This is a genomic window from Alteromonas sp. a30 (genome assembly GCF_026788005.1).
Classification (GTDB): domain Bacteria; phylum Pseudomonadota; class Gammaproteobacteria; order Enterobacterales; family Alteromonadaceae; genus Paraneptunicella.
Genome location: NZ_JABEPE010000010.1, coordinates 98,610 through 114,690, shown reverse-complemented (window position 1 = coordinate 114,690; position 16,081 = coordinate 98,610). Strand labels below are relative to the sequence as shown.

The following is a 16,081-nucleotide window of genomic DNA, read 5'->3' as shown; positions in this document are numbered from 1 at the left end:
ATGACTACGCGTGTGAAAAGGTACCCTCTCGCTAAGATTACTTTGGCCATTATTGCAGGCATAGGCTCTCAACCTGTGGCTTTGCAGGCGCAAGAGGAAGACCAAATTCTTGAAGAAGTTGTCGCAGTAGGTACAAGACTAAAAGGCAGCGCAACGGCGGTTTTGCAAGAACGTAAAGAACAAGCGTTTGTTGCAGATATTTTAGGCGCTGAGCAAATCTCTCGTACGGGTGACAGCGATGCGGCAGCAGCCTTGCGTCGTGTAACTGGTTTAACATTGGTTGATGGAAAATTTATTTACGTTCGTGGACTGGGTGAGCGTTATTCAAGTACCCAATTAAATGGCAGTTCTGTACCAAGTCCTGACCCGACACGCTCGGTTATTCCGTTGGATTTATTCCCGTCCGACATTATCGAAAGCTTATCGGTTCAAAAATCTTACTCACCCTCCATGCCTGCGGCATTTGGTGGCGGTAACGTTGATATTCGCTTGAAAACCATCCCAGATGACTTCGTTTTTAATTTGAGCGCAAAGTTAGGTGGTAATTCCGATAACTTCGGTGACGCGATTCAATATGACGGCGGCAGTGATTTTAACGGTGAAGATGATGGCACACGCGCTGCGCCACAGTCCATCGTTGATCGTTGGGACAGCTTACAGTTTTTAGATAACGTGTCGGTTGAAGAGGCAAGAAGCATTTTAAAAGATGTGAACCGTAACTACGATCCAGAATTGCAAAGCGTTGACCCAGATTACGGCTTTGGCTTTTCAGCGGGTAACCGTTTTGATTTCAATGACGACATTCGTTATGGCTTTCTGATTGCGGGTGGTTACGATAATACTTGGACGGTTTCCGAAGAATATTTAGGTGAGCAACCACAACGTAACGGTGATGAAATCGTTTTAGTGCGTTTCTTCGATGAAGTTGATAACACCGAACATTCGGTTAAATGGTCAGGCATGGCGAACTTTGGTATCGATTACAAGCGCCATCACCGCATCGATTTCAGTACCGTTGCTCTTAACGATACTAATGATCGTCTAAAAGACAAAATTGGTAATACCAATAATATTCAGTTGATTGATAACCAACGAATTCGTGAATACGAAGTGGTTTACGAAGAACGTCAGTTATTTACCAACCAAGTGCGCGGTCAACACACTTTTACCGATTTCAATTTTGCCGGATTTGACTGGTACTACTCGCTAGGCCGCTCAAGCCGTCGAGCGCCGGGTAATGTTACCGTGCGTTTCTTACTTGATGATGAAAACCTAGATGGCATTTACGATCGCGTTAACGAAAGCTCGTTGACTAATGCGCGTACTGCTGCGCGTTATCAATTCCAAGTATTGCACGACCGTGTTGAAAACTACGGCTGGAATCTTAACTACCCTGTTTCAATCGAAAACTGGGAAATGGAGTTTAAAGTCGGTGCTGATTTTGTCACCAAATCACGTAAAGCGGAAAACCGCCGCTTCGACGTCAACACCCGTGGTATCGCAAATTCATCTGACCTAGAAGGCCATCGTTTCGGTGATATTTTCAGTGATTCGTTCCTTGATAACGCAGAACTTTCTACTGTGCCATTGCTAACCGATACCACAATCCCCGGCGATGATTACGCTTCAGGCCAGAAAATTGATGCGTATTACTTTGAAGCCGATTTGTTCTTTAACAATAAGTGGCGATTCAGTGGTGGTGTACGTTGGGAAGACTATCGTCAAGCGGTTGCGCCGTTCGATCCGCGCACCAATCAATTTGATGTTGCAGACGGCGAATTAGAAAGCTTGGTATTTGTGGAAGACGACTTCTACCCATCATTGGCGTTAACGTACACCATCAACCCAGAAATGCAGTTGCGTTTTGGCTATGGTGAAACTGTTGTGCGCCCGGATATTCGTGAAGTGTCTGCGGCTACGTATATCGACCCATTGACCGACTTCCCAGTCGGGGGAACGCCGGGCCTAAGAACCACGTCTATTAAAAACTACGATATTCGTTGGGAATGGTACTCCGATACAGGTAACAACTTATCTGTGGCTTTATTCTACAAGGATATGATAGACCCCATCGAATCGGTTCAGTCTCCAGCACAGGATGGCCCGCCATTAGTGCGTATCGCGAACGCAGAAACCGGTGAAGTGTATGGTGTGGAAGTGGAATTCTTACAGGATTTAACCTTTATCAGCAATGACGGTATTTGGGATAACTTGTTTGTTAGCGGTAACTTAACCTTAAGCGATTCTGAAATTACTTTAGACAGACAAAACATTGTTGAGCAAACCGGTGTTTCTGCTTCTATCACTAACTTAGAGCGTCGCTTAACAGGTCACTCTGAATACGTATTGAACATGAACGTAGGTTACGATTCTGACGATGGCAACCACTCTGCTTCATTGGTGTATAACGTGTTTGGTGAGCGTATTATCATACCGGGCATCGACTTTTTCGATGACAGCTTTGAGCAACCGTTCCATTCATTAGATTTGGTTTACACCTACTACCCCGATTTCAATTCTACGTTGAAGTTTAAGGTGCAAAATATTCTTGATGAAGATAAAGAATTGCAATTCGAAGGCGTGACTTTACGTTCTGAAACGCGCGGTATTGGATTCAGTGTGTCTTACAAACGCCAATTCTAAACCGCAATTGCGAAAGGCTTAAAATCGGCATAACGGTTCAAGACTTTCTTTAACGAAAGGCGTTGACCAGAATCCCTTCACATATCACAAGCCCTGCAATTTTCGCAGGGCTTTGTATTTGACACAAAAGTGTAATATTCGCTATAGCGCTTGCGCTCAAAGGCCTATAAGTTAAGGCTCTTGAGTTTTCACTAACTGCTTATCTAAATGTAATAAAACTGTCACAGAGCCCCCCTAAACTGCGCCCAGAAATTTTAGGCGTTCTGCCATGTAAACATCACGTTTAGGGTAAGGTATATGAAGCTTTCCAAGACATTCCCAGTTGCTGTACTCGCTGCTAGCTTAGCGTTTGCGAATACAGGGATCGCACAAGAAGATGGGTATCTGAAGCCTGTTGTTAAAGCTGCGTCAAAGATCAACGAATCCGCCGCAAGCTCACAACAAAAAATCAACGGGTTAACGGATACTATCGAAAGTAAGATCCAGAAGTTTAAAACCATCAACAAAGAAACCGATGGTTTGCGCGTTTATAACGGTCAGCTTGAAAAGCAAATCCGCAACCAAGTTCAAGAAATGGCAGACCTTAACAAGTCAATTGATGAAGTCAGTGTCATCGAAAGACAAATCACGCCTTTAATGTTGCGAATGATCGACGGTTTAGCGCAATTCGTTTCGTTAGACATACCTTTCTTACCAGAAGAACGCAGCAAGCGTATTGCGGATTTACGCGACATGATGGATCGCGCCGATGTCTCTGTGTCTGAAAAATTCCGTCGTGTGATGGAAGCCTACCAAGTTGAGATGGATTATGGGCGTTCAATGGAAGCTTACTCAGGTTTGTTAACCGTTGAAGGCCAAGAGCGTGAAGTCGACTTCTTGCGTGTTGGTCGCACTATTTTGCTTTATCAAACTCGTGATGCCAGCAAACAAGGTGTTTGGAACAAACAAACCAAACAGTGGGAAGAGCTTTCTTCTAGCTATCGTACGCAAGTCACTAAAGGCTTACGTATGGCGAAGAAGCAAATGGCCCCAGATTTGTTGACGTTGCCTGTGGCGATTACCGAGTAAGGAACCAGCATCATGAAAAACTTGTTTAAATTAATTACAGCGACAGTGTTTGGTGCGGTTGTCACAACAAGCGCAATGGCAGAAAACACCGCCCTAGACCTTGATAGCTTGCTTAAGCAATTGGAAGAAGGTCAATACCAGCAAAATAAACAAAACGCAGCACGCGAAAAAGAGTTTGCTCAGAAGGTTTCCGAGCAAGATCGCATGTTGGCAGAAGCGGCACAAACGCGTAACAACGAATTAAATCGTAGTGAGCGTTTGGAAACGCAATTCGAAGAAAATGAGTTCAAAATTGCCGACTTAAATGAGTCGTTAACCAAGCGCTTGGGTTCATTAAAAGAATTGTTTGGTGTGCTTCAGCAAGTATCTGGCGACACTAAAAACAAATTCCACAATTCATTAATTTCCGCAGAATTACCCGGACGTGATGTATTCCTAGATGAGCTTGCACAGTCAATGGGAACAAGTTCAAAGCTGGCTTCAATTGAAGAAATTGAGCGCGTTTGGTTTGAAATTCAACGTGAAATGACCGAATCCGGCAAAATCTCTCGATTCACAACTGACGTAGTAGAAGCGGGTGGTAACAAGGTTCAAAAAGACATTGTTCGTGTTGGTCCATTCGCTTTGGTTGCCGATGGTAAATACCTCGACTTCAACGGCGCAACAGGTACGATTGCTGAATTGATTCGTCAACCTGCGGCTCGCTACGGCGACAGCGCGGCTGAGTTACAAGCGTCTAACGGCGAGTTTGTAAAATTTGGCTTAGACCCAACAGGTGGCTCCATTCTTGGTTTGTTGGTACAAGCTCCAACATTGCAAGAGCGTGTAGAGCAAGGCGGCACAGTGGGTTACATCATCCTAGCAGTGGGCGCAATTGGCTTGTTATTAGCTCTTGAGCGTTTAATCTCGCTGACACTTATCAAGCTCAAAGTAGACCGTCAGTTAAAATCAACTACTTTTACATCAGACAACCCGCTTGGCCGAGTTATGCAAGTGCGTGACAAGCACCCAGAAGCCGACGTAGAAGCATTAGAGCTACATTTAACCGAAGCCATTTTAGGCGAAATGCCAAAACTCACGCGCTCTCTCACCGTGGTGAAAATCATCTCTGTTGTTGCGCCGTTGATGGGCTTATTAGGTACGGTAACGGGGATGATCAAAACCTTCCAAGCGATTACCTTGTTTGGTACGGGCGACCCGAAATTAATGGCGGGTGGTATTTCAACTGCCTTGGTAACAACCGTACTTGGCTTGGTTGTGGCTATACCTACTACCTTGTTGTACGCCTTATTAAGCACACGTAGTAAAGCTATTGTTGGCATCTTACAAGAACAATCTGCTGGAGTTATCGCCGAACGTGCTGAGCAAAACGCGTAAGCCGAAGGAGAAAAGCCATGTTCTTCATTGAGTTTTTAGAAGCCATACGAGATTTTACCGAAACAGGTGGTCAGGTACTACTGGCCATCGGTGTCTTAATCTTCATCATGTGGTTACTCATTTTAGAGCGGGCAATGTACTTTTTTGTATGGCATCGCAAGCTGAAAGAGCAAACGATTGCCAACTGGTACGCCCGCAAAGACAGAAGCTCTTGGAACGCAGAGCAAATTCGTCAACTGTTTATCTCTCGACTGGACTTACAACTGAAAAATTCGATTCCTGTTATTCAAGCGATGGTGGCGCTTTGTCCGCTGCTGGGGTTGATGGGAACTGTGACCGGCATGATAGAAGTATTTGATGTCATGGCGATTTCAGGGTCAGGCAATGCGCGCTCAATGGCGGCAGGTGTGTCAAAAGCGACTGTCCCAACGATGGCGGGAATGGTCGGCGCTTTGTCCGGCGTGTTTGCCTCAACATGGTTAACACGTACCAGTAAGTCTGAACGCATGCATTTAGAAGATGCGCTGCAATTAGACAGAGAAAGTTAAGCACAGTTTATTTCCTCGCCTGCATTGCGCTAGGCGAGCCATACACCCAAAAGGGTAGGTGATACAAAATGAAACAGCATTTTCAAAACCTGATGGAAGAAGAGGAAGCAACCATTGATATGACGCCAATGTTGGACGTTGTATTCATCATGTTGATCTTCTTCATTGTAACCGCCTCATTTGTAAAAGAAGCGGGTATTGATGTTAACCGGCCAGAAGCGTCTACCGCCGTATCAAAACCAAGAGCAACTATTTTGGTGGCGATTTCAGATAAAGGCGAAATTTGGATCAACAAGCGTAAAATCGACCAGCGCGCGGTTCAGGCTAACATCGAGCGTTTGAAAGCAGAAAACCCACAAGGTTCTGTGGTGATTCAAGCGGATAAGAAAGCCGATGTTAACACGCTAATTAAGGTAATGGATGCGTCTCGTGCAGCCGGTGCCTACGATGTTTCAATCGCAGCAGCAGAGCAGTAATTATGGTCCGTATATTGATTGCGTTAGTGTTAAGTTTAGGGATTACCCTAGCACTCTTTTATGTAATGCAGTCGTTGATCAAAAGTGGTGATAGCGCATTGACCGATCCACCGAGAGGCAGTGTGCTGGATTTTGTTCGCGTGAAGAAGGAAGAAGCGGTTCAGAAGAAAGAACGTAAACCGCGTAAGCCGCCTCCACCGAAAGAGCCGCCACCACAAATGAATCAACCTCAGCTCGATTCTGCATCACCTAACTCAGAAGGCAACTCGGTCGACTTTTCTGCCGATGTTGGCGCGGATGTCTCATTGGATGGTGGCTTGGCTCTTGAGTCCGGCGATGGCGAGTATCTGCCTATCGTTAAAGTTGCCCCTGTGTATCCTCGACGTGCGCAACAGCGCGGAATTGAAGGTTACGTCATTGTAGAATTTACCGTAAGCAAACAGGGCTCAGTAAAAGATCCTTTTGTGGTTGAAGCCAATCCCGAAGGCATTTTTGAGCGAGCAGCAATTGATGCAGCTTTGAAGTTCAAATATAAGCCGCGGGTGGTGAATGGTGAGCCAACAGATGTGTCGGGTGTCCAAAACCGTATTGTGTTTGAGATGGGAGGTTAATCAGAAATGAAATTCCTATTACCGGCAATGTCAGTGGTTAGCGCGGTGTTGGCGCTATCTATTTCCCCAGCAGTAATTCCTTTAGGGGATGCAGGATACGCTTTCGCTCAGGAAGAAGACGCAAAGCCAAAGCGCAAAGTGCGTCGCACGCCTGCTCTGCGGGCTCGAGTGTATGAGCAGTTAGCTCGAGCACAAAAATTAGGAGACGGAGGTGATACTGCCGCGGCGATTGATGTACTGAATAAAGTCAAAGACAAAAGCGCATCGATGAACAGCTACGAAAAAGCCATGATGTATAACTTCTATGGTTTTATTTACTACAACGCAGAAGATTACGATAAAGCCATCGACTCTTTTGCGTTGGTAGTTGAACAGCAGCCGATCCCAGAGTCGTTTGAACAAAGCACATTGTTTAGTTTGTCGCAGCTTAACTTGATGCGTGGCAACTATGATAAGAGCATTGAGTATCTTGAGCGCTGGGAATCCATTAACGCGGGCGATATTCCACCTAAGAATTATCTGCTAAAAGCGCAAGCACGTTACCAACAAAAGGACTATAAGGAAGCGTTAGCACATATTAATAAAGCCGTTGAACTGGTTGAAGCGGACCCTGAAAGAGGTGTCGCCGAAGAAAACTGGTACATTTTACAACGCGCCATTTATTACGAGCTAAAGCAGCCTAAAAAGGTGACTGAGATTTTAGTAAAACTAGTGCGTCACTACAATGAACCTAAATACTGGATTCAGTTAGGTGGCATGTATGGCGAAATTGGTGAAGAGAAGAAGCAGCTTGCGGTAATGGAGTCGGCGTATCAGCAAGGCTTTATTGAAACGGGGTCGGACATGTTTAACCTCGCTCAGCTTTATTACTATCACCAAGTGCCTTACAAAGCCGCTCGTTTAATGGTGGACGCAATGGATAGTGGCAAGCTTGATAAGAACTTACGTAATTTACGCTTCTTGTCTCAGTGCTGGGCTGCGGCGAAGGAAAGTGAGAAAGCCGTACCTGTAATGTTGTCGGCGGCGGACCTGTCTGTTGATGGAGAGCTAGATGCACAACTTAGCCAAATCTTCTTAAATGAAGAGAAGTGGGACCAAGCCATTGTTCGCGCGCAAAAAGCCCTTGATAAAGGAGGGTTGCGTAATCCCGGTGTATCGCATTTGGTGATTGGTATGGCGTTGTACAATAAGAAAGAATACAACGCCGCGCTAAACGCACTGGCAGAAGCAGAAAAGCATAAATCCAGTAGGAAAATGGCGCAGCAGTGGAAGCAGTTTGTTAACGGCGAAAAGCAAACGCAGGCACGTTTAGAAGCAGAGCTTTCTTCCTAGGTTCAGCTTGCTGGTGACGGATAGAACAAAAAACCGCTGAAAGGCGGTTTTTTAATAGGGTGCAAAGAGGGGCATTATCGGAACCGGCTTAATGAACTTAGGTTGTCCCATAGTACGGCAAGATTTATCAGCTCTTGTGTGTGAGTTTCTGATTCATTTAACCATTTATCCAAAGCGAGTTGTTCTTCTTGACTCAACCCTCTATCCATCCTGCTTATCCATAAGCTCGCTAATTCTCGTATCTTTTCTTTAGTCTCTATTAATGAGCTATTGTTCATGTTGTTTTGGGTTTATGGCGTTGGTATAGGTGTTGCCTCGGTACAATTTGGGTTTTTTGAGGCTTTGCGTTGTCGCTTAGATGATAGCAAATTTAACCGTTCTAAGATATTGGAGCATTTTTGTAGCCCTTTAGCGACGTGCTTTTCAACCATGCTTTCACTAATGCCGATATGCGCTGCAATTTCTTTTTGGCTCATTCCGTAAACTTTCTTAAGTATGAAGACTCTTTTCACTTCATTGGAAAGCATGTCGGTTGCACGGCAAAAATGGAAGAATCTTTCTTTGCTTTCAAAAAGCGTTTCTAATTGTGTTCCCATCAAGTTTGTGTCGTATTCGTGACAATCTTCCATGGAGATGTTGCTACGTTCAGACGCTTTGGAAACATGGTTTATTGCAAGGTTACGAGCGGTTCTCAACATATAAGTACGCTCGAATTCAATTTTTTGTTTTAAGTCAGCTTCGTAACTTTTAATGAATGTTTCCTGCACTATATCATCAATATCGTCGCTTTTAACAATACCGCTTACCGCTCTTCTTAATTGAGTGCGGTAGTTCAGAAACACATCCACTAGTTCTGATTTTTTAGCCATAACGTATTTATTGAGGTTGCGGAACCTTAGTTTAATCACAGAGAAGCAATTTACACAATAGGTAAAATAAATGGATATAGGTAAGGTATAGAAAAAAGCGGCGTCAGTAAATTTGTTTGTGAGGTTTGAGGTAAAAAAAAGGGGCTTTCGCCCCTTTTCAAATCGTTTTTAAGTTAGAAGGTGTAAATGCCTCTAACATAATAGAAGCCACCGTTAATGCCAATCGGTGAAGTTGTTGGGTACAATGAACCAGCCACTTCTGTGTCATATAGTTCATTGCGATCCGGCTCTTCATCAAATGCGTTCTTCGCACCAACAACAAACGTTAGGCTGTCGTTGAAGGTGTAGCCAACTTCTAAATCAACAGTAAATTCAGAACCAATTTTGTCGATTGGTAGGGCTGAATCCAAGTGATCTTCGAAAATGCTACCGAAGTAGTTAACGCGCGTTAAGAAGCGCCAGTCACCGTTTGTGTGGTTCGCTGTTAAGCTGTAACGCACTGGTGGTAGGTTATCCTCCAACATACGAATACGCTCGTCAGAGATGTTTCTGACGGTTTCGCCATTCACTTCAAACGTTTTAACTTCATCAACTTCAGTGTTTGTCCAGTTGTAGGCAAGTGCGAAGCGAGTATCACCACCAAACATTTCCATGTTGTAGTTGGCTACAACGTCTACACCTTCGGTTGTGGTGGTAAAGTCGTTGGTAAAGAAGCTTACTTCGCCAAAGCTGGAAGCATCCGTTACGCCATTGGCTAGTAACGTATCAATATCTTCTTGCGTTAAGCGAATACCTGATGTGGTACTGATACGGTCTTCTAGTTCAATGTTGAAGTAATCGACAGTCACGAATAAGCCGCTATCGAATTCCGCTACGAAACCAAGACTCCAGTTAGTGGATTCTTCTGGTTCAAGCGGCGTAGCACCTTTTTGAATCGCAATAGGATCGGTAGGCGGTAACGTGGCGCGGTCAACTAAGCCTGTAGGGCTAAATGCCGTTGTTACGTTACGTACATTACTCTGACCAATGGTCGGTGCTTTAAAGCCCGTTGAGTAAGCCCCACGCAATGCATAGCTATCAGTTAACTGCCAGTGTGCGGACAATTTACCTTTGGTTGTGTTACCAAAGTCTGAGAAGTCTTCATAACGAATTGCTGCGCCTAGTAGGAAGTTTTCCGCAATGTAAATTTCAGAGTCTAGATAGAAAGCATAACTGCGACGAGAGTTATCGCCTTGGAAGCGAGCACTTAGTCCAGGGAAGCCGTTTGAGCCGATACCGAAACCTTGAGAAGCTAATGGACCAACCTCATAAGACTGCGGATCGCCAGCAACTGACTCGTACGATTCACGACGATATTCGAAACCACCGGCTAGGAATAGTGGCTCAGAAAGCCCTACATCAAATGGTTTTGATAGGTCTAAGTTGAAGCTTTTTTCTTCCTGAGTATAGCGACCAGGGCTAAATTCAGTTGGCGTATTTGGACCTAAAGATGGGTTTACGGTGTTACGGATTGAAAAATCAACTTCGTTCTCACCGAATGAGAAACTGATGTCGTAAGACACTTCGTTATCTAGCACACCTCGTGTACCGAATACTAATGACATATCTTCAACTGTACCGCCGAAACGAGGTGTGAAGCCGCCAGGGAATAATTCGTTAAATGCAAAACAGTTTTGACCAACGGCAGTAGAGCCGTCAGAAATTAGGCCGTAATCTGCATCGTCCAGCACGTTGTTATCTGTAATACGAACAAACGGACATTCTACACCAGTACCAACGCCATCTAAGTCGCCAACAAGTAACAATGCTGAGCCTTCGCCTTCGCTAACAACACCATCGCCATTTGTGTCTTCGGATAAGAATCCACCGTCATATACACCACCACGTGTGTGAGGGTTACGATAGTAGAAACCACCATCAACGTCGCGAGTTGCATAGTTACCAAATAAGTAAGCTTCGCTGTTGTTGTTAAGTTCTAAACCAAGGTTAGCGAAAAACTTAATGTCATCGTCAACTTTTGGATTACCCCATATTTGAGCTGGGTCGCTAACGAATTGGTTGCCACCAGCAATTAAGTCAGCGGCGTCATCACGTTGCACAGAGCGCACCGTGTCATCGGCTTCGCGATACTCAAAACTGAAGTTAGCGAAACCGTTGTTAGTAAAAGGTAAACCGATATTACCTGAATACTGTTGAGTATCGCCGTCACCTTCATAGTAAGAGCCGTAGCGTGCTTCGAAAGAACCACCTTCTGCGTCATCTTTCAATACGAAGTTAACAACACCCGCGATGGCATCTGAACCATATTGTGCCGCAGCACCATCACGAAGCACTTCAACTTGCTTAAGTGCAATAGAAGGGATAGTTGAAATATCAGGGCCTTGGGCACCGTCAGACAAGCCACCACCTAAGAAGGTGATAACGGCTGAACGGTGACGACGCTTGCCGTTGACCAATACTAACGTGTGGTCGGAAGCCATACCACGTAAGTTGGCAGGGCGAACCAGCGTTGAAGCATCGTTGATAGGTTGATCATTAACGTTAAAAGAAGGAACCGCCGACTGCATCATGGATACTAAATCGGTAGAACCTTGGTTACGGAACTCTTCCTCTGAGATGATGTCTACAGGTACAGGTGAGTCACCAATTGATCTTGGTGCTGAACGTGTACCAACAACAGCAATTTTCTCCACAGAGTTATCTTCCGCACTAGGCTCTTGTGCCATTGCTGGAAGCGCTAAGGTCATGGATGCTGTTAAAGAGGCAGCAGTGACCAGTCGAATGCCTTTAGACAATCTTGATAGTTGCATTTTCATTGTGTGTCCCCAATGGTTTTCATTACTTAATTTTCTAGCCGCTTTGATGAAAAGATCATCTCGCCATTTGGGCGTTTAGCAAGAAAGAAATTTCTCGGCATTTTTTGTGAATTCCTTGGTGTCTGCCCAAACTCTCATTTGGACAGGTGATCTTTATAGTTTTAACGCTAACAAAAAACAACGATTTTTTAATGAGTTGGTAAAAAAAGTGAACCGTTTTCATTTTATATGGTCATTAAAACGTTTTAGTCCAAAAAACATCGATTAGAATGTTCATTAGGATATTTAATCTAGTATTCTTCAGTATTTGTAATATTTATTTTTTATCTGACAATAGTGATTATTTTACTTCACATTTCTGAACGGATAGAAACGGTCGAAATGTGGGCGCTCTCGAGAAAGCAGCAGAGACTAGAAAAATAACGTTAAAAACAGTGTATATAGAGAAGGTAAACAATAGTCTTTAGAGCGTTAATTTGCGAAAAGTAATCGCTGAAGCGCAAAATAACGAGATTGAGTAATTGAAGGAAATTGAATCGATAAAGATACACTATACACTGCTCATGGAGGGAACAGTGCTAGTTCAAAAACAATTGAATATCGATGCTCTTTAAACGTTGCGCTTCGGTTTCAAGGTTGGCAGCAAGCAGACCAGAATCGGATAACCAATCTTTTGGAAAGTGTAAGGTTAATGCTTCCGCTTTTGCTTGGCACTGAAATTCAGGTAAGAAATCATCCTGCCGATGTAGATTAAGTAAAACGCCTATGCGTAATAGTGCGATAAGTTTGTACGTTTCGTCTTTACTGAATTGTTGAAAATGTGGAATTTCTTCTGAACGAATTTTCTTTCTGTGACAAGCTACCAGGGTCGCTAGAAGAGCCTGTTGTTCTTGATTAAAGCCCGGTAAGTCTGCATTTCTGAGAATGTAAGCAGAATGCTTTTGCACACTTCTCGAGTTAATTTGCAGCCCTACTTCATGTAATAACGAAGCCCAGCCTAACAAACTTTTCAATTCGGCGTTTTTGATGTCCCACGGTGATTTGCATTGCTCGTACAAATACCTTGTGGTGTTGAGTACACGAATAGCTTGTTCTGTGTCGACGTCATAGCGAGTTGCAATGCTATGTGCTGTGCGTTGGCGAATATCGTGGTGTTGTAAGCGCTCTTCCATTTCATAAATGACGCCTTCACGCAAAGCGGCGGGTGAGTATGTTAGCGACTTAAGTTTCAGGCTTTTGAAAATCCCCATCAAGATGGCCAGTCCTGCGGCTAAAACGGGTTTTCTGTCATCACTGAGTTGCTCAAATCCTAATTTCTTTATCTTTTTATATTCGCAACAGCGTTTAATGAGTTCCTCTAAGCCTTCGCGGGTTATGTCAGGAAGATGTTCACCCTCACTATTTTCCATTACCTCGGCTTGCAAAGACGCGATAGTGCGGATGGTGCCGGAACTGCCGAAGGCGTGGGTCCAGCCGAGCGCACAATATTTATCGGTGAGCAGTTCAATATGTTGCTGCGCCGCTAATATTGCCGAGGCAAAGCTCGCGTCGGTTAATTCTCCGCTGGAAAAAAATTGGTTGGTGTAATTTACACAGCCCATTTGTACGCTACGGGTGAGAATAGGTTCAAAACCTTCGCCAATAATAAACTCTGTAGAGCCGCCGCCTATATCAATGACTAAGCGTTTTCCTTCAGAGACCAGAGTGTGGGCCACGCCTTGATAAATGAGCCTAGCTTCTTCCACGCCTGAAATAATTTCGACCGGATAGGGAAGGATTGCTCTAGCGGCGTTGATAAATTCTCGCGCATTTTTGGCAAGTCGTAACGTGTGAGTAGCAACAATACGAACGGTGTCTGGCTCAAAGCCTTGCATGCTTTCTTTGCACGCTTCTAGCGCGCTTAAACCACGTTGAATGGCTTCTTCGCTGAGCTGGTTATTTTCAGTGAGTCCGTCCGCAAGCCTTACTTTTTGTTTAACCCGATGCAGGATTTGTACGGAACCCGCAACGATTCGCGCAATAACAAGGTGAAAACTATTAGAGCCTATGTCTAGAGCCGCTACTTTGGAAATCTCGCGGCTCGGTACGCTTTCTAGGGCATTTTCGAATTCAGTCATAGCGCCGAATTATGATCTAACATGTGGCGCACTATAACGCATTTTACACTTCATGCAATTCATCATCTGAGGTATCCGCTTCATCCTCCAACTCTTTCAGGTAATTGTATATTTCCATTTGAGAGCGAAGTTTCTTACGATTACCCCGAGGCACGTATTTATTCGATTGCTCCTGATCGATGATGCGAGCTTTCATGGTGTCTTTAAACTGAATATCAAAAATATCAATAATTCGACGTTTTAAATCTTCATCGTAAATTGGGCAGCCTACTTCAATGCGGTTATCCATATTACGTGTCATCCAATCTGCCGATGAAATAATGACTTTAGGGTCGCCACCATTGTCGAAAACGGCAACGCGCGGATGTTCTAAGAAACGGTCAACAATGCTAATAATGCTGATATTGTCGCTAATGCCTTTGATTCCGGGGATTAAGCTACACATGCCACGAATAATGGCTTTGATTTTTACACCGGCTTGGCTGGCCTTATACAAATCGTCAATGAGTTCTTTGTCTACCAAGTTATTCACTTTTAGGTAAATTCGGCCTTTTTTACCTTCGTTAACATGTTGAATTTCTTGGCGGATCAGGCTTTGGATTTTAGTGCGTGAATTCAGTGGTGATACTTGCAAATGCTTAAACTTAAAGCTCTTGTAAGGGTATTGGATAAGGTCAAATACACTAACCGCTTCTTGAGAAATTTCCTGATTGCGCGTGAATAAGCTGAAATCGGTATAGATTTTAGCGGTTTTTTCGTTGAAATTTCCTGTTCCAATGTGTGAGTAGTGAACGAGTTGCCCTTTTTCTTCACGCGTTACAATACAAAGTTTGGAGTGGATCTTTAATGATGGAATACCAAGTAGCACTTTGATACTTGCTTCTCGCATGATTTTTGACCACTCAATGTTGGCTTCTTCATCAAATCGAGCTTTGAGTTCCATCACGACCGTGACTTTTTTACCGTTTTCAACCGCATCAATTAAGGAGTTAATAATGCGAGACTTGCTGGCTAAGCGATACAAGTTTATGCGTATGTGGCGCACACTTGGGTCGATTGCTGCTTGACGCACAAATTCGGTTAAATGTAAGAAGCGATGGTATGGGTAGTAGAGTAAACGGTCTTTTTCGGAAATAGCTTGAAACACGGTGTCGTAATCAGAAAACTCTTGCGTATGAATGGCTGGCAACGGTGGGTTTTCTAAATATTCTCTGCCTACATTGGGGAAGGCGATAAAGTCACGGAAGTTTCGATGAGGTCCGCTGGCAATTAAACTGTCTAATGATGAAATGTTTAACTTTTTCCGTAAGAAGTTAATCATTTCTTCAGGCATGTTAGCGTCATAGGTAAAGCGCACAGGCTCGGCAATTAGGCGCTGTTTCATGCTCTCAGACATTTGCTCCAAATAGCTTTCGTCTAGTTCGTCGTGAATTTCATATTCCGCATCACGCGTCATTTTGAAGGAATGGCACGCAAACCCATCAAAGTTAACGAAGCCTCTGAATAAACGTTCTAGATTCAGCTTGATAATGTCATCTAGCAAAATAATGTGTTTACGCTTTTTGCTTTTTTCCGGTGGAATTTGAATAAACCGAGGAACATTACTTGTTGGTACTTCAATGACGGCATAACGGTTAGCTTTACCATGGCGCTGAATTTGTACAATCAAATAAGTTTTGGAGTCTTGCAAACGTGCGACTAAATCGGTTTTTTTGTCGATCAAAATCGGCGCGATATGGCGTAATACTTTGTTTTTAAAAAAATTGTTAAGCCAAGTTTTTTGGAATTCGGTCACGTCGTTGGCGTTGATCAGCCAAATGTTGTAGTAGGAAAGACGCTTAACCACTTCTTTGAAGATGCGGTCAAAATCCTTTGTCATAGAAAGAACACGGGTTTGGATTTTGTTTAGCAGCAGCTTGGTTTCATCTGCTTTTTGTTCATCTTCATTGTTGAGATGAATGGTGATTTGTCGTCTCACTTCCGCTACACGAACACGATAAAACTCGTCCATATTGTTGGAATAAATACCTAAAAAGCGCATCCGCTCTACAATCGGATTTTGTTTATCTGCGGCCTCTTGCAGTACCCGCTCATTAAAGGATAACCAACTAAGTTCTTTGGGATAGTAAAGCTGTATTTCTTGCATTGAGTTTTATCAGTAACCTAAGTTTAAACGCGTCGCAAGAATATGAAATTCTTTTGACAAAAAAATGACATTCAATTC

The 16,081-nt window shown here is 43.8% G+C and carries 11 protein-coding genes; 7 read left to right on the top strand and 4 right to left on the bottom strand.

What is annotated here, in order from left to right; all coding sequences use genetic code 11:
- The 7 genes from HJG39_RS11510 to HJG39_RS11480 all read left to right on the top strand — a co-directional run bounded on the left by HJG39_RS11510 (position 1) and on the right by HJG39_RS11480 (position 8,055).
- Positions 1-2,643 (top strand): TonB-dependent receptor domain-containing protein, encoded by a 2,643-nt coding sequence (locus tag HJG39_RS11510; RefSeq protein WP_268409324.1) that lies wholly within the window; start codon positions 1-3, stop codon positions 2,641-2,643.
- Positions 2,644-2,940: 297 nt separating this feature from the next.
- Positions 2,941-3,711 carry a DUF3450 domain-containing protein gene (locus HJG39_RS11505; protein WP_268409322.1) on the top strand — a complete coding sequence of 257 codons (771 nt, stop codon included), beginning with the start codon at positions 2,941-2,943 and terminating at the stop codon, positions 3,709-3,711.
- A 12-nt stretch (positions 3,712-3,723) separates the two neighbouring features.
- On the top strand, positions 3,724-5,088 hold the full coding sequence (locus HJG39_RS11500; RefSeq protein ID WP_268409320.1) for a MotA/TolQ/ExbB proton channel family protein: 1,365 nt from the start codon (positions 3,724-3,726) through the stop codon (positions 5,086-5,088).
- Positions 5,089-5,105: 17 nt separating this feature from the next.
- The gene (locus HJG39_RS11495) at positions 5,106-5,636 is read left to right on the top strand and encodes a MotA/TolQ/ExbB proton channel family protein (RefSeq protein WP_268409318.1); all 531 of its coding nucleotides are present in this window, start codon (positions 5,106-5,108) and stop codon (positions 5,634-5,636) included.
- Positions 5,637-5,704: 68 nt separating this feature from the next.
- Positions 5,705-6,112: an ExbD/TolR family protein gene (locus tag HJG39_RS11490; RefSeq protein ID WP_268409316.1), complete on the top strand. Its 408-nt coding sequence runs from the start codon at positions 5,705-5,707 to the stop codon at positions 6,110-6,112.
- Positions 6,113-6,114: 2 nt separating this feature from the next.
- The gene (locus HJG39_RS11485) at positions 6,115-6,723 is read left to right on the top strand and encodes an energy transducer TonB (RefSeq protein ID WP_268409315.1); all 609 of its coding nucleotides are present in this window, start codon (positions 6,115-6,117) and stop codon (positions 6,721-6,723) included.
- Positions 6,724-6,729: 6 nt separating this feature from the next.
- Positions 6,730-8,055 carry a tetratricopeptide repeat protein gene (locus tag HJG39_RS11480; protein WP_268409313.1) on the top strand — a complete coding sequence of 442 codons (1,326 nt, stop codon included), beginning with the start codon at positions 6,730-6,732 and terminating at the stop codon, positions 8,053-8,055.
- Positions 8,056-8,345: 290 nt separating this feature from the next.
- On the opposite strand, the gene HJG39_RS11475 is transcribed toward HJG39_RS11480, so the two are convergent.
- The 4 genes from HJG39_RS11475 to ppk1 form a co-directional block, all read right to left on the bottom strand.
- Positions 8,346-8,924 carry an RNA polymerase sigma factor gene (locus HJG39_RS11475; RefSeq protein ID WP_268409312.1) on the bottom strand — a complete coding sequence of 193 codons (579 nt, stop codon included), beginning with the start codon at positions 8,922-8,924 and terminating at the stop codon, positions 8,346-8,348.
- A 173-nt stretch (positions 8,925-9,097) separates the two neighbouring features.
- Positions 9,098-11,740 (bottom strand): TonB-dependent receptor plug domain-containing protein, encoded by a 2,643-nt coding sequence (locus HJG39_RS11470; RefSeq protein ID WP_268409310.1) that lies wholly within the window; start codon positions 11,738-11,740, stop codon positions 9,098-9,100.
- A gap of 578 nt (positions 11,741-12,318) precedes the next feature.
- A complete protein-coding gene (gene ppx, locus HJG39_RS11465; protein WP_268409308.1) occupies positions 12,319-13,857 on the bottom strand; it encodes an exopolyphosphatase in 1,539 nt (512 codons plus the stop codon).
- A 43-nt stretch (positions 13,858-13,900) separates the two neighbouring features.
- Positions 13,901-16,003 (bottom strand): polyphosphate kinase 1, encoded by a 2,103-nt coding sequence (gene ppk1, locus HJG39_RS11460; protein ID WP_268409306.1) that lies wholly within the window; start codon positions 16,001-16,003, stop codon positions 13,901-13,903.
- Between the last annotated feature and the right edge of the window lie 78 nt (positions 16,004-16,081).

What these genes read in the sequence shown, in the direction of transcription:
- HJG39_RS11510 (WP_268409324.1), top strand. Translation starts at nt 1, where the DNA reads ATGACTACGCGTGTGAAAAGGTACCCTCTCGCTAAGATTACTTTGGCC.
- HJG39_RS11505 (WP_268409322.1), top strand. Translation starts at nt 2,941, where the DNA reads ATGAAGCTTTCCAAGACATTCCCAGTTGCTGTACTCGCTGCTAGCTTA.
- HJG39_RS11500 (WP_268409320.1), top strand. Translation starts at nt 3,724, where the DNA reads ATGAAAAACTTGTTTAAATTAATTACAGCGACAGTGTTTGGTGCGGTT.
- HJG39_RS11495 (WP_268409318.1), top strand. Translation starts at nt 5,106, where the DNA reads ATGTTCTTCATTGAGTTTTTAGAAGCCATACGAGATTTTACCGAAACA.
- HJG39_RS11490 (WP_268409316.1), top strand. Translation starts at nt 5,705, where the DNA reads ATGAAACAGCATTTTCAAAACCTGATGGAAGAAGAGGAAGCAACCATT.
- HJG39_RS11485 (WP_268409315.1), top strand. Translation starts at nt 6,115, where the DNA reads ATGGTCCGTATATTGATTGCGTTAGTGTTAAGTTTAGGGATTACCCTA.
- HJG39_RS11480 (WP_268409313.1), top strand. Translation starts at nt 6,730, where the DNA reads ATGAAATTCCTATTACCGGCAATGTCAGTGGTTAGCGCGGTGTTGGCG.
- HJG39_RS11475 (WP_268409312.1), bottom strand. Translation starts at nt 8,924, where the DNA reads ATGGCTAAAAAATCAGAACTAGTGGATGTGTTTCTGAACTACCGCACT.
- HJG39_RS11470 (WP_268409310.1), bottom strand. Translation starts at nt 11,740, where the DNA reads ATGAAAATGCAACTATCAAGATTGTCTAAAGGCATTCGACTGGTCACT.
- ppx (WP_268409308.1), bottom strand. Translation starts at nt 13,857, where the DNA reads ATGACTGAATTCGAAAATGCCCTAGAAAGCGTACCGAGCCGCGAGATT.
- ppk1 (WP_268409306.1), bottom strand. Translation starts at nt 16,003, where the DNA reads ATGCAAGAAATACAGCTTTACTATCCCAAAGAACTTAGTTGGTTATCC.